The organism is Brucella sp. 22210, from assembly GCF_052045675.1.
GTDB lineage: Bacteria > Pseudomonadota > Alphaproteobacteria > Rhizobiales > Rhizobiaceae > Brucella.
The window spans coordinates 143,824-163,330 of the sequence record NZ_JBQEPD010000011.1 but is presented as its reverse complement, the minus strand read 5'-3'; the positions used below and the strand labels follow the sequence as shown (position 1 = coordinate 163,330).

Genomic DNA, 19,507 nt, shown 5'->3' with positions numbered 1-19,507 from the left:
GTAAGCGCTGTTTTCAGGCCACGGCTTTGAGATCGTGCGTTGCGGCATAGGCCCAAGGCAGCAGGTCGTCGATCTGGCTATTTGGATGATTGTTGACGATCTTGGTGAGGACGTCTGAGAGATAGGCCAGTGGCTCGACATTGTTGAGCTTTGCCGTCTCGATGAGCGAGGCGATAGTCGCCCAGTGTTCGGCCCCGGCGTCAGAACCGGCAAATAGCGCATTTTTGCGATTGAGGGCAATTGGCCTGATTGACCGTTCGACGACGTTGGAATCGATCTCGATCCGGCCATCGTCGATGAAGCGGGTCAAGCCGTCCCAGCGTGACAAGGCATAGCGGATTGCTTCGGCGAGTTTTGTCTTCTGGCTGATGTAGCCGAGTTGTTCACGCAGCCAGGGAGCGAGGCTGTCGGTAATCGGACGACTTTTTTCCTGACGGGCGACACGACGCTCCTCGTGGGGCCGGCCACGTATCTCTTCTTCGATCCTGTAAAGTTCGCCGATGCGTCGCAGCGCCTCGCTGGCGATGGGTGCCGGACCAGCGGCAGCAAGCTCATAGAAGCGGCGTCGAACGTGGGACCAGCAGAAGGCCAGCGACACGGTGTTCTTTGCCGCGAGCGGGCGATATCCACTGTAGCCGTCTACCTGCAGGATGCCGACGAAGCCGTCGAGATGGGCCATCGGTCGTTCGCCTTTGCGATCTGGCGCATAGACATAGGTGACACCGGGCGGGTCATCGCCCTGCCACGGCCGGTCATCTCGTGCATAAGCCCAAAGCTGGCCGGTCTTGGTTTTGCCACGTCCCGGATCGAGCACCGGGGCCGTCGTCTCGTCGGCGAAGAGCTTGGACGATGACTTCAGATGATCGAGCAGCCGCTGATGGACCGGGCGTAGATGCCAGGCGGCGCGACCGACCCAGTCGGCGAGCGTCGAACGGTCGAGGTCGATGCCCTGACGCTTGTAGATTTGCGCCTGGCGATACAGCGGCAGGTGGTCAGCATATTTAGATACCAGCACCTGGGCGACGGTTGCCTCTGTCGGGATGCCGCCCTCGATCAGCCTTGCCGGGGCCGGAGCCTGGACAACGACTTCTTCACAGGCCCGGCAGGCATACTTCGGGCGGCGCAGCACGAGCACCCGGAATTGGGCGGGCACAAGATCGAGCTTCTCGCTGACATCCTCGCCGATCCGATGCAGGTCGTTGCGGCAGCAGGGGCAGGCATGGTTATCGATATCGACCACGATCTCGACGCGCGGCAGATGCGCTGGCAGTGAACCCCGGTTCGTACGCCGTTTAGCGACCTGCGCCTGGCGCAGAGCAGTCGAGCCTTGTTCCTTCTCTTCCAGCCCGGCAGCCTCGATCTGTTCGGCCTCTTCAAGCCCAAGCAGAAGCTGGTCCTCTGGAAGCGTCTCTGCCCGTCGACCAAAGCGGTGACGCTGTAATTCCTTGATGATCTGCCGCAGGCGGGCATTCTCCGCCTCACGCGAAAGCACCATTGCTTTCAGCGCGTTCAGGTCATCCGGAAGCTCGTCTGCCGTCATCGTCATGGATCGAGAACAGCATATTTTGCCGCTCGGAGCGAGACGCTGAATGGCTCTGATTCAATTGGTCGCGCCCGTTATCCGGCCTTTATCGGCGTGCGCGTTTCGCTCGGCGCATGCACGCGTTTCCAGTCCAATCCTTCGAACAGAGCCGAGAACTGGGCGGCCGTCAGATGCATCACACCGTCTTGCATTCGAGGCCAATGGAACTCGCCATCCTCGATCCGCTTGGCGACCAGGCACACGCCGCTGCCGTCCCAGAAGATCAGCTTGATCCGGTCCGTTCGTTTGGCCCGGAATACGTAGATCGTGCCCGAGAACGGGTCGGCACCCATCTGGGCCTTTACCAATGCCGCCAATCCTTCAGCACCTTTGCGGAAGTCGACAGGCTTGGTGGCGATCATCACTTTTACCGCACCGGACGGGCCAATCACGACTGAGCCTTCAACGCCTGGATGACGGCGGCAATGGTTGCAGCATCGGTGCCAGAGGCAATACGCAGCCAGGCTCCATCAATCCGCAATTCAATGGCCGCCTCCGGAGAAGTTCTTCTTGGCAAACGTGCTTGCCGCGCCCTCTTCGGTTCCGAATTCTCGGGCGACACGACGACTGCTGGTGCAAACATTGGTGCTTGCTCCGGCACCGACAACACATCAAGCGGCTTTCGGGCGAGCCGTCGCCATGTGAACAACTGCTGCGGCGTCAATCCATGCCGCCGCGCCACAGAGCACACCGTGACGCCAGGCTCGCAACTCTCCGCAATGATCTGCGCCTTCTGATCGTCGCTCCATTCGCGACGACGGCCATTGCCTGTGAACACCTCAAACCGGCGTATCGGCTCATCCTTGGATTTAAGCGTAAGTTCTGAAATCGACATATGTCCTAGCCCTCTTTCGAGGTTGAACATCAATGATCAAGCGATGATCCGGAAGGTGGGGTCAGGACAGCGCTTACGCTAAAACACTTTGGAAATGGAAAAAGCCGGAGAGAAATCTCCGGCTTTTTTGTTTGCTGTACGGTATCTTATTTGGCGACTGAAATCTCGGCCAACGGCAAGTTGCAACAAGCCGAGTAACGAACGCCAGTCACCTTGCTGTTGTAAGCCAGAATAACGTCCGGGCTCAGCATCGGAATGATGACATTGGCAGCAGCCATTTTCTCACCAGCCTGAAACCAGACCTTATCAGCCTGATCGACAGGTGCCTTAAGAGCATCAGCCATGACCTGCTGAATATCGCCAATCACAAATGACGGATCCCGCGCTTCACCGGCGCGCTTGGCCCACAGGCTGCCCTTCGCCAGACCAAACGCATCGACATATTGTGATGTGCCAAAGAAATCAGGCGCATAATAAACAGCCGTCAATGGCGTACCGTCACCATTCACCTTTTCGCGCCATGTTGCAAAAGAAACAGGCTGCAGTTCAACCTTGATGTTTACCTTGGATAGATCCTGCTGGATCTTTTGCATCATCTGCGTGAAATCAACACCGTAAACGTTGAGGTTTGGATAAGTCGCCTCAAGCTTAAAGCCATCCGGATGTCCTGCCTTTGCAAGCAGTTCCTTCGCCTTGTCAGGATTGTATTCAGGTATCTTATGATCAGACCCGCCTGGGAAGCCAATCGGAATGGCGGCACCAATCAATTGGCCTTTGTCGCCCAGCATGAAATCGAGCAGGGTTTCACGATCGATTGCCGTGGAAATTGCCTCGCGTACTTCAGGTGTCAGCGGCACTTCGTTGGATTTTGCACCTGGTGAAAGTGCAATATAGATGAAGTTATAGGAGTGAATGGAATCGATCTTCACGTCGGGATTACGGATAGTCTTGGCAGTTTCCGGATCGATCTGCATGGCAATATCTGCAGAGCCATTTTCAAGCATCTGTGCCTGTGCAACTGCATCCTTCACCTGACGGATGACGACTTCCCCTACTTTCGGAGCCTGGCCCCAATATTTTTCATTCCGTTTCAGACGAAGTTCGGAATTGGGCTCGTAAGCAGCCAGAACGAATGGACCACTACCAGCTGAATTGGCGAGGAACCAGGCCTCGGCATTGTCTTTTTCTGCTGCATCTTCACCGTTTACAGCCTTGGCTTCCGAAATTGCAACAGCACTGTTGATGATGCCGAAATAGGGCGAGGCCACGACATTGAAGAACTCGGAATTGGGAGCCTTCGTCTTTACAACCACTGTTGCTTCATCAGGCGTATCAATGGAGGCGATCGTATCAGCAAGGAATGAAGGACTTGCCTTCACATTCTTCAAGCGCTCCCAAGACCATTTCACGTCCTTGGCCTCAACCTTCGAACCATCCGAGAATACCGCTTTAGGGTTTATCTTGAATGTAAATTCAGTTTGGTCTCCATTCGCTGTATAGCTTTCAGCGAGTACCGGTATGACCTTGTTGTCCTTGTCCAGCGACAAAAGACCTTCATAAACGGCAGAGTCATAAATCTGGCAAGTATCGCAGAAGGTGCGGTGTGGATCGAGCGAGTTGATGTCCATGTTGCGCGCGATCACAAGGGAATCCGCGTTTTGCGCATAGGCTGCGGGAACCGCAGTCAGCAGCGTTGCAGCCATCATCAGGCTTTTGAAATTCGTCATCAAAAGGCGGTTCAGCCCCGTTTTCCCATTTTTCATATCGTTCCTCATTTTTCTCTTCTTATGTTCAAACTCATCGGGCATTGCGCGTGATTTGTTCCAGCGCCGCCCGAACCTTTTCCGATGACCCGAGAGCCGCCTTGTTCAAGACCAGTGAAACCACCGGTGACGACAAACTGCCGGTCACATGGAGGATTTCATGATCAAGATCGTTGAAGAAACGCCGCTGAATTTCAGCAGCCCAATGCCGTCCGAGCGAAAGCCCGCTCGCGACCTGCTCGGCAATCACCACACGATTGGTCTTGGCTATAGACTGGCCGATCAGCTCCCAATCAATGCTTGTCATATCGAGACTGCGCATGTCGATAATCTCGGCATCTATGCCGGCTTCTTCCGCAGCTTTGACGGAGGCCTGTACCATCACAGATGTCGAAAGCACCGTACATGCCGAGCCTGATCTCACGATGCGGGCCTTCCCGAGAGGAATACAATAATCACGGTCTTCCTTGGGCACGAGGCTTTCACGCTGATAAAACTCAACATGCTCAATAACAACAACAGGGTCGTTTGACTTGAGCGCGCTATTCATCAAACCGACATAGTCAAAGGCATTGGTCGGAGACACGACGCGCCAACCCGGAAACATGGCGAACAGTGCCGATGGGTCACCTGAATGCTGGGAGCCGTAACCAGTGTGCGGCGACACGCGAACGCGCATCACAATCGGCACAGGAAAACCATCGCCGAACATATGACGGACTTTGGAAATACCATTGGCAATCTGATCAGCAGCAACAAAGCAGAAGTCACCGAACATGATTTCTACAACCGGGCGCAGTCCCCGCAAGGCAGCTCCCAGTGCGATACCCGTAAAACCATTTTCCGCAATCGGCATGGCGAGCACTCTTCCCGGGAACAGCTCAAGTGCGTTCTTGGTGAACCCGCTGACGCCGCCGGCAAAACGGTGAACATCCTCACCCATGACGATGATTGTCGGGTCCTTCTCCATTGCCCGACCAAGCACATCGGACGCAGCAGCCGCAAAACGCACCTTCACAAGCTCATCGGCGGAATAGTCCTCAATTTCTCTAAAACGAGCATCCGAAAACTCCTGCCCGTCGCCAAGTATGCCTTCATCGACGCTTTCTGCTGAAGGCCATAGAGCATCAGGTATCCGCAGCACATTGCTACCGGGTGCTGTTTCAGTCAGGCGAGATCCTGCGGCCTGCACTGCAGCACTGACTTTCACGTCGATCTCGGCAAGCTCTGCATCGCTGACAATGCCAAGCTCCTTCAGGCGCCGCTCTGCCTGAGCGATTGGATCACGGCGCTTCCACTCTTCCTCTTCTTCGCCTGTGCGATAGCCGAAATCGCTTCCGGCCTTGCTCCCGCTTTGATGAAGGTAGCGATAGCATTGCGCTTCAATAACGACCGGGCCGCCTTCTTCCTCGATGATCTGACAGGCATTGCGCATTGCGTGATGAACAGCGACAACATCCATTCCGTCGCACTCAATGCCAGGGAAGCCCAGCATTGGGCCGCGCGACGCAATGCGGGTTTCGCGTGTGGCATCCTGAATATGAGTCGATACCGCGTAGAGATTGTTCTCGACGTAGAAAATCACCGGAAGGCTATAGAGTGCAGCGATGTTCATCGCTTCATAGGTAGCTCCCTGCAAGGAAGCGCCATCGCCAAAGAATGCGACCGATATGCCCTTTCTGCCAAGCAGTTTATCGGCAAGTGCATAACCGGCTGCATGAGGAATATTGCCACCAACGATAGCACTTGTGCCTGCAATACCGGATGCGGCATCGCGCATATGCATGGAGCCGCCACGACCACCGCAATAGCCGGGATTAAGCCCCATAATCTCTGCCATTAAGCGATAGACGGCATCATTCATGTCGTCGGTAAAATCGGATTGGAGAATATCGAAATCCGATGGCGTCTGTGCATTGATCAGCTTTGTCAGCACCTGATGGTGCGCACGATGCGTACCATTGATCTGATCATCAGAACCGAGCATCGACATGGCGCCCACTGCCGCAGCTTCCTGCCCGATACTGGCATGAGCCGGACCATGAACCAGCCCTGCTTTTTCAAAGTCGAGTATTTTTTCCTCAAAGCGCCGGATGAGCTTCATCTGGCTATACCATTTCAACAGATCACCGGCTTTAGCAGCGCGCCAGTCATCTTCCGTCACATTGAGCCGATACCAGGGCGCAGAAGGTTTGAGTTCAATTTTCTCGGCCATGATAAAGGTTCCCTAATTGCATTCTGCCAGTGGCAGTTTCAGTTCTGCCCTGCGGCGCAGCCACAGGCTAGCGCGGTATCGCGGATCGCCGGTTCTCCCAAACATCCGATCCAGAATACGGACGACAATATCGGCTCCGATCCGGTCACCCCATTCAAGCGGTCCATATGGATAGCCGAGTCCTAAACGCACGGCCGCATCGAGGTCATCGACTGACGCTATGTTTTGATGAACGATGTCGGCTGCGATATTCACAATCATTGCCAGAACACGCTGGCAAACAGTTCCGCATGTATCTTCAACCAGCGATGCTTTGCCCCCATCGGACTGCACTAAAGCGAGGGCCTGTTGCCGCGTCAGGTCAGTTGCTCCCGGTGAAGCGACTAGCGTTCGGTGTCTGTCGATGCCAAATAGCGGATCAAAGCCAATGGTGTTGGCAGAGTTCAGACCTTCCCGCACAATTGCGGAGGTTAGATCATCGCCAATCAAACCGATCAGAACCAGCGCGCTCGCACTTGCATCATTGATGATTGGAACGCCTGCCTGCTGTGCGACTTTGTGCAGCGCCTTGTCGGGTGTATCGCCGATAATCGCCACCGATTTGGGCAGGCTGCGCGGGCCATCGCTTACTACAGCCGTAGAGGCATCATCTGAATAATCATAAAAGCCGCGCCCGCTTTTGCGGCCAAGCAGACCGGCATCAAGGCGCTGCCGTGTGATAACCGAAGGGCGATAACGGGGTTCCTGATAATACTGCCCGAAAATCGCCTCCATGACGGGATGGGACACATCAAGTCCCGTCAAATCGAGAAGTTCAAAAGGCCCCATGCGGAACCCGGCAGCATCCCTGAGAATTGCATCAATCGTGGTGAAATCTGCGATATTTTCCCGGATCATTGCAAGCGCTTCCGTGCCATAAGCACGACCGGCATGGTTAACGATAAAACCTGGTGTGTCGGAAGCCATAACTGGTCGATGACCAATCCGCAAAGCTAACTCTTTTAGAACATCAAGAACCCTGTCATTAGTCAGTGCAGCTTTGATCACTTCCACAACCCGCATTAGCGGAACGGGATTAAAAAAGTGAAATCCAGCTATACGCTGTGGACGTTGAGCTTTTCCGGCAATTGCAGTTACCGACAAAGACGATGTATTTGTCGCGATGATTGCTTCAGGCGGGAGGCATTTTTCGAGAGCGGCGACCAGCTCCCGCTTCACACCAATGTCTTCAACCACAGCTTCTATGACAAGGTCGGCCACATCCAAATCGCCAAGAGCATCGACAGGCGTGATCCGGTCCAGAATGTGTGCGGCCTTATCTACGTTCAGTTTTCCGCGCGCGACGCGACTATCCAAACGCTTTGACAGCTCCTGCTTTGCAGCCTCAGCTTTTCCCGGAAACTGGTCGAACATATAAACAGACACACCAGCGGCGGCCATGGTTTCAGCTATACCGATCCCCATAACCCCTGCACCAACGATACCAACTCTATTGATAAGACCAGAATGCTCCGACATTGCAGCCATACTAGCGCCCCTTGAACTGAGGCTTGCGCTTAGACAAGAAGGCATCAATACCTTCCCGCTTGTCGTCCGTGTCGAAGAGCAGCTGGAACGCTTTGCGCTCCAATCTCAGAGCTGTTTCAAGAGGTGCATCTTCGCCATGAGTGACAGCCTCCTTGATCTGTTCGGCTGCAAGCGGTGGCATCAGGGCAATTTTTCCGGCGAGCTTTAGCGCCTCTTCCAACGCCTGCCCTTCGTCCGTCAATCGACTGACAAGACCATATCTTTCTGCATCCACTGCCGAAAGCATTTCTCCCGTCAGAGCAAGCAGCATGGTCTTATATTTGCCTATTGCCCGTAAGAGCCGTTGCGTCCCCCCTGCGCCAGGCATCAATCCGAGCTTAATTTCTGGCTGACCAAAATTTGCGGTTTTTGATGCAACGATAATATCAGCGTGCATTGCAAGCTCACAACCACCGCCCAGCGCATAGCCTTCCACGGCAGCGATCAAAGGCTTGGGGCAACGACTGAGACTCTCCCAGTAACGATGAAGCCGCTGGGCGAGAATTTCTCCCGCGCCAGTCTGTGCGAACACTTTAACATCTGAACCAGCGGCGAAATTTCCACCTTTTCCCGCAATGACGATAACCCGCGTTTCCGCATCACTCGCAAGCCGATCAACTACTTCTGACAGTTTTTGGCGGATATCCATATTCAATGCATTGAGTGCTTCTGGACGATTGATTTCCAGTAAGGCCACACCTGCCGCCGGGCGGCTTTCGATCACCACATCGGTAAGCTCGGTCATCCTCTCCCCAACTTCCCCTGAACCCATTCCAATTATGCCCAATCCACAAATGGAATTTAATTTCATTTTATATTGTCTCGAACTTTAATCTATGAAACATTCTCTTAGCAATAGGATATTTCTGCAAAACGCGATGTGTTTCATCTTTGTTGAAATCACCCGCGAAGGGGCACTTCATGATCCGCGACCCGGAGACTTTTCAATCACTGTTAGAAGCGATCAGACGCTTCGTCAGAGAGCGACTGATGCCCGTCGAAAGGCAGGTGGAAGAAACAAACAGCATACCCACCGATGTCATCGACGACATGCGTGCCATGGGCCTGTTCGGCCTCTCAATTCCTGAAGAATATGATGGACTTGGGCTAACAATGGAGGAAGAGGTTCTCGTTGGTTTTGAGCTCGGCTATACCTCTCCGGCATTTCGTTCTGTCATTGGCACAAACAACGGTATCGGGTCGCAGGGGATTATCGCTGACGGCACCGAAGCCCAGAAAACCTATTGGTTGCCGAGGCTTGCCAGTGGAGAAATCATAGGCTCCTTCGCGCTGACAGAGCCCGATGTGGGGTCCGATGCAGGCGCAGTCAAAACCACGGCTGTAAAAGACGACGATACTTACATTCTTAATGGCGTAAAGCGCTTCATAACCAACGCACCGATTGCCGGTGTGTTTACGCTTATGGCCAGAACTGGCGAAGCTGGGCCTTCCGGCGTGACGGCATTTCTGGTTGACCGAAATTCCCCCGGCCTAACCGTCGGCAAGGCGGACCATAAGATGGGGCAACGCGGCACGCAGACCTGCGATGTCTATCTGGAGAATGTTCGCGTCCCTGCGGAAAACATCATTGGTGGTGTGGAAGGTCGCGGCTTCAAAACAGCAATGAAAGTTCTCAACCGTGGTCGGCTGCATATTTCCTCCGTATGCACGGGCATGGCAGAGCGATTGATTGATGAAGCTGTCGGCTTCGCCAAAAGCCGTATTCAGTTCGGCAAGCCTATTGCGGATCACCAGATGATCCAGGCCATGCTGGCGGATATGAGCACTGAGGCCTATGCGGCGCGATGCATGGTACTCGATTCAGCGCGCGCTTTCGATGATCGGGATCCGGCAATCATTCGCAAGGCAGCAAGCTGCAAGCTCTATTGTTCCGAAATGGTGGGACGCGTCGCCGATCACGCCGTTCAGATACATGGTGGCTCCGGTTATATGCAGGACTATGCCGTTGAGCACTTCTATCGCGATGTGCGCCTTTTCCGTCTTTATGAGGGCACGTCACAAATTCAGCGCATCATCATCGCGCGCGAAATGACGAGGGCCTAAATCATGGAAGTTACCGGCAAGAGCAAAATCCTTTTTGTGCTGGCGCACCCGGTCGGTCATGTGCGGGCAAGCCACGTCTTCAATACTCACTTCGACAAGACCAGTAAAAATGCAGCGGCGGTTCCCTTGCATGTTCACCCTGATGATCTTGCGCAAGTCACCAAATCCATCCGCAAAATGGGCAATGTAAGTGGCTTTGGCGTGACTATCCCGCATAAAATCGCGATCATTCCGCTTCTCGATGCTGTAACCGAAGCGGCGCAAGAAATCGGTGCTGTCAATTTTGTGCGTCGGGAGGAAAGTGGTCGCCTTGTTGGTGACAATTTGGATGGCCCCGGTTTTATCGAAGGATTGCGCAGCAATGGTATCGAACCTAGCGGCATGTCTGTTTTGATGCTGGGAGCAGGCGGCGCTGGACGCGCTGTGGGTTTTGCTCTTGCAAAGGCTGGTGTGCGTTCCTTGTGGATCGCCAATCGCGATAATGCAAAAGCCGCAGCTCTCGCCACTGATATACAGTCGGCCTATCCAAACTGCTCATTCCAAAGCGGACAGGATCATGGCACCCATTTCGACCTCATCGTCAATACGACTTCGCTAGGAATGGCCGAGGAAGACGAGCTTCCGCTTGATCTGACAGGCGTCTCTTCCAACACCACAATATCCGACATCATCGTCAACCCGCCGATGACACGTTTGCTACAGTTGGCTCAGGCTAAAGGGTGCAGGATCATCAATGGAGTGCCAATGCTTGATGCACAGATGGTTCTGGCATGCAAACATATGGGCATTTGAGTCGTGCCAAGGAGTTGATATATTCGACCGCCCGACAAGGACGCATCCGGCGATTGGAGCCTATTGATGAATATCGTGAACGAACCGGACAGCAGCTTGACTGAACCCGACGAAGCAAACGTCAACGAAGCTCAGGCGGAATCTGGTGAGGTGTTGTCCAACACTGTTTACAATACGCTCAAATCGCAGCTAATGCAGGCGCAACTTCTTCCGCTGCAGCGGCTCAAGGTTCGCGATCTTGCACGTTCATTGGGCACATCGGAAACCCCTGTCCGGGAAGCACTGATCCAGCTTTCGCGCGAAGGAGCCATTGAGATCAAGCCGCGCTATTACATCCGTGTGCGCAAACTTTCGGCCAATGAATACGAAGAGATTCGTGCGATGCGCCTGGAACTTGAACCTATGGCGGCGGAGCGCGCATTGCCGCATATCACCGAAGACGACATTCTCCAGCTTGAAGACCTGCATAATAGGCTGATCGCTGCAGAAAAATGCGGAGACTGGCCTGAAGCATTGCAGACAAACTTCGATTTCCATTTCATCATCTATCGTCGTTCGGGCATGAAGCATCTGATTGATGTGCTTGAAGCACTCTGGATGCGTATTGGCCCAATCCTGTCGGAACTCTATCCCAACGCTGTGCCATCTTATGCCGGACCTCACCAGCACGAACAGGTTCTGGCAGCCTTGCGTGATCGAGACTCTTACGCTCTGCGCATGGCCATCCGCATGGACCTTATCGAAGGCGGGGCAGCTCTTGTCAGACATCTGAAGTCGTCAGCGTATACAGATTGATCTAAACAAAAAGCCGACGCCACTCGGGCGCCGGCCTGACACTTCATTGGGACTTTGCTTATTCAGCAAGCCAGTTCTGCCAGCGCTCACGAAGCATGTTGCGGTTTTCACCAATCCACTTGAAATCCGGTACGAGCAGCAACTTGTAGTTTTCGGGAGAGGTAGCGTAATTCTTCTGCTCAGCTTCAGGCAGCAAAGCCACACCTTCTTTTGAATGGGTCGCGTAGTTTGCTGTCTTGATGAAGGCAGGATGACCTTCCGCATGACCGTAGAAGTAATTGATAAACTTCAGCGCGCCTTCCGGGTTAGGTGCATCTTTCAGGATAGCGAAATAGCCTGTATCCATCACTGCATCATTCCAACTTACATTAAATGGTGCGCCATCATTCATGGCGCTCAAAGCTCTGCCGGAATAGGACATCGTCATGGCGATTTCCTGATCGCGCATGATCTGTGCCACCTGATTGCCAGTCTTCCACCACACGCTGATATGCGGTTTGATCTCGTCGAGCTTTTTATAAGCCCGATCCAGATCCATCGGGAAAATCTTGTCGCGCGGCACGCCATCAGCGATCAGTGCGATAGCCGGCAACCACCAGTCACGATCACCGGTGTCCGGCAATCCGCGCGGCCCCGGAAATGTCTTCACATCCCAGAAGTCGGCCCATGTCTGAGGTACCTTGTCCTTGTAAACGGATGTGTCATAGGCCAGCAGCATACCGCCCGTCGTTCTTGCAACACCCTTTTCTTTACAAGATCCTTCAACGCCTTTCGCTTCGACGTTCGGTAGTTTCGAGCAATCAATCGTCAAAAGAAGATCGGCTTTGTCGACCAGGTCGGGACCTGTTGCCGTAACAATATCAAACTCATATTTGTTGGCGCGCTTCATGGCTTCGACACGCGCCCACTGATCCGGTACCTCAATATCAAACGGCACGACATCCGTGCCACTTTCTTGCTTGAAGGGGCCGTAAAACTCTTTCTCAAGCGTCTGGCGCATCTGGCCACCAGTCGTCGCATAAACGACGCTGTCAGCTTTGGCCGCAATCGATCCGGCTGCAAGCAGCAACCCGGCGCACATCAGTAGTCTGGTTGTTTTCTTGAACATGTTTCCCTCACTTCTATGATTTTCTTATTCTTCAGTCACGACCTGCTGTGAACGCGTAGCAAGCGCGCGCAGTCCTGCAGCCCCCACCAGAACGATGATCGAAAGCAGCGTGAGCATCACGGCAATTGCTGGGATAATCGGTGTCAGATTCTGCTCGATATCATCGAACATCATGCGCGGCAGGGTCTTGTCTCGCACGCCTGCAAGAAAGAACGAAATTACCGGCTCATCGAACGATATGACGAAGGCAAACAACGCGCCCGATAAAACATTCGGCCATATCAGCGGTAAGGTCACGGCGCGAAAGGCCAAAAAGCGATTGGCGCCACAACACATTGCCGCATCTTCCAAAGCGGGATCGACCTGCGAGAGCGCTGCTACAATCGTAAACACACTGAAGGGCAGTGCGATGATCGTGTGTGCAAAAACGTAACCGGCCGTTGTCTCTGTCAGTCCGACACTTTGAAACATCAGATAGAGCGCAATCGCCAAGGCGATATGCGGCACAACGATGGGGCCAATGAGCAAAGTCTGGAAAATGGTCGCGAGCGCACCCTTGCCGCGCACAATCGCATAGCTTGCACATAACCCAATAATTGCACTCGAAATCGCGGTGAAAAATGCAATCTTCGCACTGAATGCTGTTGCACTCATCCATTGTGCAGACTGAAAGAAGGCACCAAACCATTGCCACGTAAACCCGCGTGGCGGAAAGGTGATGTAATCCGTCTCACTAAACGCCATTGGCAGAATGATAAGGATCGGCACAACGAGAAAACACAGCACCAGATAGACATAGGCATTGAGGAGCAAATTGCGGCTGTTCATGCATTGCCTCCCATCATCCGGTTGAACTTGAACACACGACCGAAGACCAGCGAAACAGCCATCACCAGAAGTGTAAGAATACCCACAAGTGCTGCTGCGAATGGCCAATCCAGTGTTTCACGCAGCTGCTGGGAAATCAGCGTCGCAATCATCATTTCTTTTGGCGAACCAAGCAGCGAAGGCGTGATGAAATAGCCAAGTGCGGTGAGAAAGGTAAGGATCATCCCGCCCATAACTCCCGGCAGGGTGAGCGGAAAAATGACCTCGAAAAAGGTTCGTATTGGGCCAGCGCCGAGGATGGCAGCAGCTCTCGCATAATCCCGCGGCACGTTACGAATAGCGCCATAGATTGGCAGAACCACAAACGGCAAGAGTACATGCGTCATAGCAATGAGAACTGCGGTTTGGGTGTAAAGCAGTTTCAGCGGCTGATCGATGAACCCAAGTTGCAGCAAACCTTGATTGACCAATCCATTACGCTGCAAAAGTACGGCCCAGGCAGCGGTTCGCACCAGCACAGACGACCAGAATGGCAACAGGATACAGGCGGTTATGAAGATCAGCTTTGGCCCACTCGAATGCGCCATCAGCCAAGCAATGGGATAGGCCATCAGCAGCGCGATCACGCTGACCAACGCGGCAATCAAGACCGTGCGTCCGAGCACATTGATATAAACCGGGTTGGAGAAAACCCGCTGATAGTTGTCCAATGAAACCGATGGCTCTGTCACTGACAACGCAAGCAGACTGACCAGCGGATAGATAAAGAACAGCAGAAGCAGCGAGAAGAATGGCAAAAGCAGAAGCAGCATTCCGCCTTTCGATAGCTTGCGCCCATCTGGCTCAAAGAACATTTTCAACATCGGCTCAGCTCGCACGGGAATAGACGAGGCTTGCTTCGGGAGCAAAGCCCAATCGCAGCTTTTGTCCTGCACCAATGTCAGGAACCGCCGCACTCGCTAGTCTTGCGCGCAATTCGGTTCCGTCAGCCATTGCACCCAAAATGGCCGTGTCTGGACCAGCATATATCACATCACGAACGGTGATTTCCAATCCGCGCTCCGCAGGAACCAGACGTTCCGGACGAACGGCCATCAACGCATTGCCGGATTTGGCACCCATGACATTTTCGGATGGTATCGAAACCACGGTCCCGTCGGCGGCTTGCGCCTTGGCCCCATCCCACACGATCGGGATGAGGTTCATTTCACCGATGAAGCTTGCGGAAAACAGATTGGCGGGGCGGTTGTAGAGTTCACGCGCGCTAGCAATTTGCTGGATATGCCCGCCTTGCAGGATAGCAACGCGATCCGCCATCGTCAGCGCTTCACTCTGATCATGGGTGACGAATACGATGGTCATGCCCAGTTCGGCATGAAGGCGCTTGATCTCGATCTGCATTTCTTCACGCAGATTTTTGTCCAGCGCCGACAAAGGCTCATCCATCAGAAGAACGCGCGGCGAATAGACAATAGCGCGAGCCAGCGCAACACGCTGCTGCTGCCCACCCGACAATTGCTTCGGGCTGCGATTGGCGAAATCGGCAAGTCGCACGCGTACAAGTGCCTCGCGGGCAATACGATGCCGTTCTTCTTTTGGCACCCCCCTTGTTTTAAGTGGGAAAGCCACATTATCGAGCACCGTCATATTGGGAAACAGCGTGTAATGCTGAAACACCATGCCGATATTGCGTTTATGCGGAGGTACGCGGGTGTAATCGTTGCTTCCAAACAGAATACGCCCTTTGTCGGGGCGCTCGAACCCGGCCAGCATCATCAGGATAGTTGATTTGCCGGAACCCGATGGCCCCAGCAGGGCAAGGAACTCACCCGGCGCGATCTCCATATCTAGACCGTCTACCGCTGTGTGGCTCCCATAATTTTTAGTCACTCCCTGAATGCTAATACCCAGCCCGGAATCGGGCGTGCTCTTTTGGCTAGCCATGCTTTCCCCTGATGTTTTTGTTGTTGGCAGAGCTTAACCCGCATTTCGCATCCATGTCTATAATGATATATCAAATTTATCGATCAAAATAGCCGAACCTGTTTTTCCGCACTGTTCTACCTAGTATTTCCCTCCGATCATGCTGCAGAATTCCAGAATTCTCTCACCAGCGACGCCAAACCCCCTCGATGCGGCAATATTTATCTCAATTATTGGAATCACCCTTGACATATCATCGCGACACGGATCATTTTTGATATATCATAATTTGAAGTGATGAACGTAAAAGCGTCGTCAAATGGGAGACTATCAATGCCTGCGCATTCCACTTCGGCCCAAACCCTGAGCGAACACAATCCAGACGCAGAGCTTCGTGCACGCGCAGAACGTGTGATCCCTAACGGCATGTGGGGACATCAGCGCGCAGCGTCGCTTCCAGAGGGATATCCGCAGTATTTCGCATCAGGCGAAGGCGCGCATGTTACGGATGTCAACGGCAACAGCTATATTGATTTCATGTGTGCTTGGGGTCCCATCATTCTGGGTCACCGCCATGCGCAGGTGGACGCGGCTGCACTCAGCCAGATAGAGGCAGGCGATTGTCTCAACGGCCCTACAGCGCACGCTGTTGAACTTGCAGAGCTGCTCGTTGAAACAGTCCCCCATGCCGACTGGGCATTGCTGCAGAAGAACGGCACCGACGCCACGACCAGCTGCGTAACAATCGCACGCGGCGCAACCAAACGCCGCAAGGTTCTGGTCGCAAAGGGGGCCTATCACGGTGCTGTGCCATGGTGTACGCCATCACTCGTCGGCGTAACGGCCGAAGATCGTGCTCACCTCGTCCACTATGTTTACAACGACGTTGAAAGCCTCACTGCCGCCGCAAAACAGGCCGGTGGCGATCTGGCTGCGATCATTGTCTCCGCCTTCAAGCACGACCTTGCCATCCCGCAGGAACTTCCCTCCACAGAATTCGCCAAGACGGCACGCGCCCTTTGCGATGCGGCGGGTGCGGCGCTCATTCTTGATGATGTGCGTGGCGGTTTCCGCCTTGATCTGGGTGGAAGCTGGCGTGGAACCGGCGTCGAACCGGACCTTGCCGCCTATTCCAAGGCAATAGCCAATGGTTATTCGCTTGCGGCAGTCACCGGAACCAACCGCTTCCGTGAATCTGCAGGACAAGCTTACATGACTGGTTCCTTTTGGTATGCCGGTGCATCCATGGCAGCAGCGGTTGCCACCATCAAGGAACTGAAGCGTATTGATGGTCCTGCACGCATGAAACATGCGGGCGAACGCCTGCGTACCGGTCTTGATGCTCAGGCACGCGCACATGGTTTTGAGCTGCTGCAAACCGGACCTGCCGCAATGCCGCTGGTACAATTTGTCGGCGATACAGATGCACAGCTTGGCGCACATTTCTGTCGCGAAGCGCTGAACCGCGGCGTTTACCTGCACCACAAGCACAACATGTTCATTTCCTGCGCACACACGGATGCGGTGATCGACGACGCACTTTCCCGGACGGACGACGCTTTCAAGGCAATCTCCACCCGGTAAGGAAAAAGCGTGAACGAACAGCCGGGCGACGAAAGGGACAACCTTTCAGACATTGTGTACCAGCAGCTCAAATCAGGGCTGCTGCGAGCACAGTTCAAACCGCATCAGCGGTTCAAGGTTCGTCAACTGGCTCAGGATCTGGGCACATCGGAGACACCTGTTCGCGAAGCGCTCATGCAGTTGTCACGCGAAGGCGCGATTGAAATCAAACCGCGCTTTTATATTCGCGTACGGCGTTTAACGCTGGCTGAGTACAAGGAAATCCGCGCGATGAGGCTCGTTCTGGAGCCTCTCGCAGCAGAACATGCGCTGACAAACATATCCGATGAAACCATCACCAGACTGGAAACCATTCATCAGCATCTGACCGAAGCCGAGCGCACGGAAGATTGGCGCGCGGCCCTGCAGATAAATTCGGATTTCCATTTCGCGCTCTACAAACAAAGCCGGATGGCACATCTGATTGACGTGCTTGAAAGTCTCTGGATCAGGGTCGGCCCACTTGTTTCGGAACTCTATCCAACGGCAAAACCGAGCTATCCCGGACGCCACCAGCACGAGAACATTTTAACGGCGCTCAGCAACCGCGACAGCTATGCGTTACGCCTCGCCGTCCAACTCGACCTCATAGAAGGAGGCGCTGCCCTTCTGAAGCGCCTTCAGCAATACGAACAAGACAATCCCGGCGATGCCGATCGTTCAGCATTGAACAGCAATCAGAATTTTTGATTCAAGGAGGAAGCTCACAATGTCCCGCGACAAGTTCAATTTTCCCGAAATGGGGCCACATGCGATCAAGCCATGGGCGGTTCGCAAAGGTTTTGCGGACGAGCACTTTCTTTCAGACTATCGCTATCAGTTTCCGCGTGAAGACCCTGCTCTGCCCGAAGTTTTCGTCTACACAGAGAAGATGTCTTACGACCCCGGTGAAACGGTCGAGTTTCATGGTTCCACCACAGCCAAAACATGGTCGATCCAGATATATCGTGACGGCCACGAACCTCAGATGATGGACGAGGCTTTCGACCTTCCTGGTAGCTTCACCAAAACATCAGAAACGGCCTATATAGACGGCTGCGACTGGCCAGTTCTTTATAGCTGGAAAATTCCCGACGATGCGCGCTCGGGCTTCTATCGCGTTGTCTCGACATGCATGCGCCCCGATGGCGAGCGTTTCGTTCAACATCATTTCGTCGTGGTCCGCCCGACGAAGAAGACGCGCTCGGGCCGCATTCTCTTGATGTTCGCAACTGGCACCTGGATGGCTTACAATGACTGGGGCGGCGCGAACCACTATTTCGGAACATGGGGTCCGAATAAGAATGAAGGCTCGCCGATTTTGAGCCTGCGTCGTCCATGGTCGAAAGGCATGATCTGGTTGCCGCAAGGGGCAGCGCGCGTCTGTAATCCGGTCTGGCAAGACATGGGCGATGCAACCCGATACCCATCCAAAGAATGGGGCTATACGATGGGGTTCTCGCAATATTATTCGTCCGCGGGCTACGCCCAGTATGAGCGCTATTTCGTGACCTGGGCTGAGGCAGCGGGCTATCAGATCGACTATATAACCCAGACCGATCTCCACTATAATCCCGGCATCCTCGACGATTACAATTGTCTGGTCACTGTTGGCCATGATGAATATTGGTCATGGGACATGCGCAAAACCGTCGAGGATTTCGTCGCTCGCGGCGGGCATCTCGCGCGCTTTGGCGGCAACTTCCTCTGGCAGATCCGTCTTGAAAATGATGGTCAGACACAGGTTTGTTGGAAAACCAAAGCGCCTACGCAAGACCCCATCATGCAAACCGATCAGAAACACCTATGCACTGCGAACTGGGCAAGTGGCGCGGTTAACTGGCCGGGGGCTTCGACTGTCGGTGTTAACGGTGAAAACGGAATGTATGGCAGCTGGGGCGGTTTCTCTCCCCGTGGCTCTCGCGGGCTTACCGTCTACCAACCAGAGCATTGGATCTTCGAAGGCACGCATCTGCGTTATGCGGATATCTTTGGTCACGAAGCCCAGATCTTCGGTTATGAGGTCGACGGGCTCAACTATTCATTCAAGAACGGCTTCCCCTATGCCGTAGAAGAGCATGGCGTACCGACCGAAAAGATCGAAATTCTCGCCATGACGCCAGCTTCGATCTACGAATATGAACTCGACGGTCAGGGACATCGTTACTATGTTCGCGATAGCGATCTGCAAGGCATCTGCGAAATGGCGCCTGATGGCTATGAAGCCGCGCGCAAACGCCTGGCACATGGTGCGGGTATGCTCGTTTCCATGAAGCAAGGTGACGGTGAAGTGGTAACTGCCGGGCTTTGTGAATGGGTAATGGGCCTCAAGCGCAACTGCGCCTATACCACCACCATTACCCGCAATGTTCTGGACCGGTTTCAGGAAACGGGACCTTCCCGCGCCTGATCCATAATGCAAATCAGGCCCGAA

At 54.0% G+C, this 19,507-nt stretch carries 17 protein-coding genes; 6 read left to right on the top strand and 11 right to left on the bottom strand.

Features of this window, described 5'->3' with window-relative positions; all coding sequences use genetic code 11:
- Nucleotides 1-13 precede the first annotated feature (13 nt).
- From tnpC to ACTJKP_RS15805, 7 genes are all read right to left on the bottom strand, one after another.
- A complete protein-coding gene (tnpC, locus tag ACTJKP_RS15835) occupies nt 14-1,546 on the bottom strand; it encodes an IS66 family transposase (protein WP_121539677.1) in 1,533 nt (510 codons plus the stop codon).
- Nucleotides 1,547-1,617: 71 nt separating this feature from the next.
- The gene (gene tnpB / locus ACTJKP_RS15830) at nt 1,618-1,974 is read right to left on the bottom strand and encodes an IS66 family insertion sequence element accessory protein TnpB (RefSeq protein ID WP_109366349.1); all 357 of its coding nucleotides are present in this window, start codon (nt 1,972-1,974) and stop codon (nt 1,618-1,620) included.
- Nucleotides 1,971-2,417, bottom strand: a complete 447-nt coding sequence (gene tnpA / locus ACTJKP_RS15825) for an IS66-like element accessory protein TnpA (RefSeq protein WP_181375986.1) — start codon at nt 2,415-2,417, stop codon at nt 1,971-1,973. Before tnpA ends, tnpB begins: the two co-directional genes overlap by 4 nt.
- A gap of 146 nt (nt 2,418-2,563) precedes the next feature.
- The gene (locus tag ACTJKP_RS15820; protein ID WP_440631339.1) at nt 2,564-4,123 is read right to left on the bottom strand and encodes an ABC transporter substrate-binding protein; all 1,560 of its coding nucleotides are present in this window, start codon (nt 4,121-4,123) and stop codon (nt 2,564-2,566) included.
- Nucleotides 4,124-4,214: 91 nt separating this feature from the next.
- A complete protein-coding gene (locus ACTJKP_RS15815) occupies nt 4,215-6,395 on the bottom strand; it encodes a dehydrogenase E1 component subunit alpha/beta (protein WP_440631330.1) in 2,181 nt (726 codons plus the stop codon).
- Nucleotides 6,396-6,407: 12 nt separating this feature from the next.
- Nucleotides 6,408-7,922: a 3-hydroxyacyl-CoA dehydrogenase gene (locus ACTJKP_RS15810; protein WP_440631329.1), complete on the bottom strand. Its 1,515-nt coding sequence runs from the start codon at nt 7,920-7,922 to the stop codon at nt 6,408-6,410.
- 1 nt (nt 7,923) lies between these two features.
- Complete coding sequence (locus ACTJKP_RS15805) at nt 7,924-8,772, bottom strand: enoyl-CoA hydratase-related protein (protein ID WP_440631328.1); 849 nt, start codon at nt 8,770-8,772, stop codon at nt 7,924-7,926.
- A 110-nt stretch (nt 8,773-8,882) separates the two neighbouring features.
- On the opposite strand from ACTJKP_RS15805, the gene ACTJKP_RS15800 reads away from it, so the two are divergent.
- The 3 genes from ACTJKP_RS15800 (at nt 8,883) to ACTJKP_RS15790 (ending at nt 11,612) form a co-directional block, all read left to right on the top strand.
- Complete coding sequence (locus ACTJKP_RS15800; RefSeq protein ID WP_440631327.1) at nt 8,883-10,025, top strand: acyl-CoA dehydrogenase family protein; 1,143 nt, start codon at nt 8,883-8,885, stop codon at nt 10,023-10,025.
- Nucleotides 10,026-10,028: 3 nt separating this feature from the next.
- A complete protein-coding gene (locus tag ACTJKP_RS15795; RefSeq protein WP_440631326.1) occupies nt 10,029-10,817 on the top strand; it encodes a shikimate dehydrogenase family protein in 789 nt (262 codons plus the stop codon).
- A 66-nt stretch (nt 10,818-10,883) separates the two neighbouring features.
- Nucleotides 10,884-11,612: a GntR family transcriptional regulator gene (locus tag ACTJKP_RS15790; RefSeq protein ID WP_440631325.1), complete on the top strand. Its 729-nt coding sequence runs from the start codon at nt 10,884-10,886 to the stop codon at nt 11,610-11,612.
- A 58-nt stretch (nt 11,613-11,670) separates the two neighbouring features.
- Here ACTJKP_RS15790 and ACTJKP_RS15785 read toward each other — a convergent pair whose 3' ends face one another.
- From ACTJKP_RS15785 to ACTJKP_RS15770, 4 genes are read right to left on the bottom strand one after another with little or no spacing between them, the layout of a single operon-like run.
- Nucleotides 11,671-12,720, bottom strand: a complete 1,050-nt coding sequence (locus ACTJKP_RS15785; protein WP_440631324.1) for an extracellular solute-binding protein — start codon at nt 12,718-12,720, stop codon at nt 11,671-11,673.
- A 24-nt stretch (nt 12,721-12,744) separates the two neighbouring features.
- Entirely contained in the window at nt 12,745-13,548 is an 804-nt protein-coding gene (locus ACTJKP_RS15780; protein ID WP_078338903.1) for an ABC transporter permease, read from the bottom strand.
- Complete coding sequence (locus ACTJKP_RS15775; RefSeq protein WP_440631323.1) at nt 13,545-14,411, bottom strand: ABC transporter permease; 867 nt, start codon at nt 14,409-14,411, stop codon at nt 13,545-13,547. The genes ACTJKP_RS15780 and ACTJKP_RS15775 overlap by 4 nt, the downstream gene beginning before the upstream one ends.
- A 4-nt stretch (nt 14,412-14,415) precedes the next feature.
- Nucleotides 14,416-15,492 (bottom strand): ABC transporter ATP-binding protein, encoded by a 1,077-nt coding sequence (locus ACTJKP_RS15770; RefSeq protein WP_440631322.1) that lies wholly within the window; start codon nt 15,490-15,492, stop codon nt 14,416-14,418.
- A gap of 312 nt (nt 15,493-15,804) precedes the next feature.
- On the opposite strand from ACTJKP_RS15770, the gene ACTJKP_RS15765 reads away from it, so the two are divergent.
- The 3 genes from ACTJKP_RS15765 to ACTJKP_RS15755 are packed head-to-tail and all read left to right on the top strand — an operon-like array spanning nt 15,805 to nt 19,483.
- Nucleotides 15,805-17,055 carry an aminotransferase class III-fold pyridoxal phosphate-dependent enzyme gene (locus ACTJKP_RS15765; RefSeq protein WP_440631321.1) on the top strand — a complete coding sequence of 417 codons (1,251 nt, stop codon included), beginning with the start codon at nt 15,805-15,807 and terminating at the stop codon, nt 17,053-17,055.
- A gap of 9 nt (nt 17,056-17,064) precedes the next feature.
- On the top strand, nt 17,065-17,784 hold the full coding sequence (locus ACTJKP_RS15760) for a GntR family transcriptional regulator (RefSeq protein WP_440631320.1): 720 nt from the start codon (nt 17,065-17,067) through the stop codon (nt 17,782-17,784).
- A 19-nt stretch (nt 17,785-17,803) separates the two neighbouring features.
- A complete protein-coding gene (locus ACTJKP_RS15755) occupies nt 17,804-19,483 on the top strand; it encodes a N,N-dimethylformamidase beta subunit family domain-containing protein (protein ID WP_440631319.1) in 1,680 nt (559 codons plus the stop codon).
- Nucleotides 19,484-19,507 lie beyond the last annotated feature (24 nt).

Bases quoted from the DNA above. Each gene is read 5' to 3' on its own strand.
- tnpC (WP_121539677.1), bottom strand. From the start codon at position 1,546: ATGACGATGACGGCAGACGAGCTTCCGGATGACCTGAACGCGCTGAAA.
- tnpA (WP_181375986.1), bottom strand. From the start codon at position 2,417: ATGTCGATTTCAGAACTTACGCTTAAATCCAAGGATGAGCCGATACGC.
- ACTJKP_RS15820 (WP_440631339.1), bottom strand. From the start codon at position 4,123: ATGATGGCTGCAACGCTGCTGACTGCGGTTCCCGCAGCCTATGCGCAA.
- ACTJKP_RS15815 (WP_440631330.1), bottom strand. From the start codon at position 6,395: ATGGCCGAGAAAATTGAACTCAAACCTTCTGCGCCCTGGTATCGGCTC.
- ACTJKP_RS15810 (WP_440631329.1), bottom strand. From the start codon at position 7,922: ATGGCTGCAATGTCGGAGCATTCTGGTCTTATCAATAGAGTTGGTATC.
- ACTJKP_RS15805 (WP_440631328.1), bottom strand. From the start codon at position 8,772: ATGAAATTAAATTCCATTTGTGGATTGGGCATAATTGGAATGGGTTCA.
- ACTJKP_RS15800 (WP_440631327.1), top strand. From the start codon at position 8,883: ATGATCCGCGACCCGGAGACTTTTCAATCACTGTTAGAAGCGATCAGA.
- ACTJKP_RS15795 (WP_440631326.1), top strand. From the start codon at position 10,029: ATGGAAGTTACCGGCAAGAGCAAAATCCTTTTTGTGCTGGCGCACCCG.
- ACTJKP_RS15790 (WP_440631325.1), top strand. From the start codon at position 10,884: ATGAATATCGTGAACGAACCGGACAGCAGCTTGACTGAACCCGACGAA.
- ACTJKP_RS15785 (WP_440631324.1), bottom strand. From the start codon at position 12,720: ATGTTCAAGAAAACAACCAGACTACTGATGTGCGCCGGGTTGCTGCTT.
- ACTJKP_RS15780 (WP_078338903.1), bottom strand. From the start codon at position 13,548: ATGAACAGCCGCAATTTGCTCCTCAATGCCTATGTCTATCTGGTGCTG.
- ACTJKP_RS15775 (WP_440631323.1), bottom strand. From the start codon at position 14,411: ATGTTGAAAATGTTCTTTGAGCCAGATGGGCGCAAGCTATCGAAAGGC.
- ACTJKP_RS15770 (WP_440631322.1), bottom strand. From the start codon at position 15,492: ATGGCTAGCCAAAAGAGCACGCCCGATTCCGGGCTGGGTATTAGCATT.
- ACTJKP_RS15765 (WP_440631321.1), top strand. From the start codon at position 15,805: ATGCCTGCGCATTCCACTTCGGCCCAAACCCTGAGCGAACACAATCCA.
- ACTJKP_RS15755 (WP_440631319.1), top strand. From the start codon at position 17,804: ATGTCCCGCGACAAGTTCAATTTTCCCGAAATGGGGCCACATGCGATC.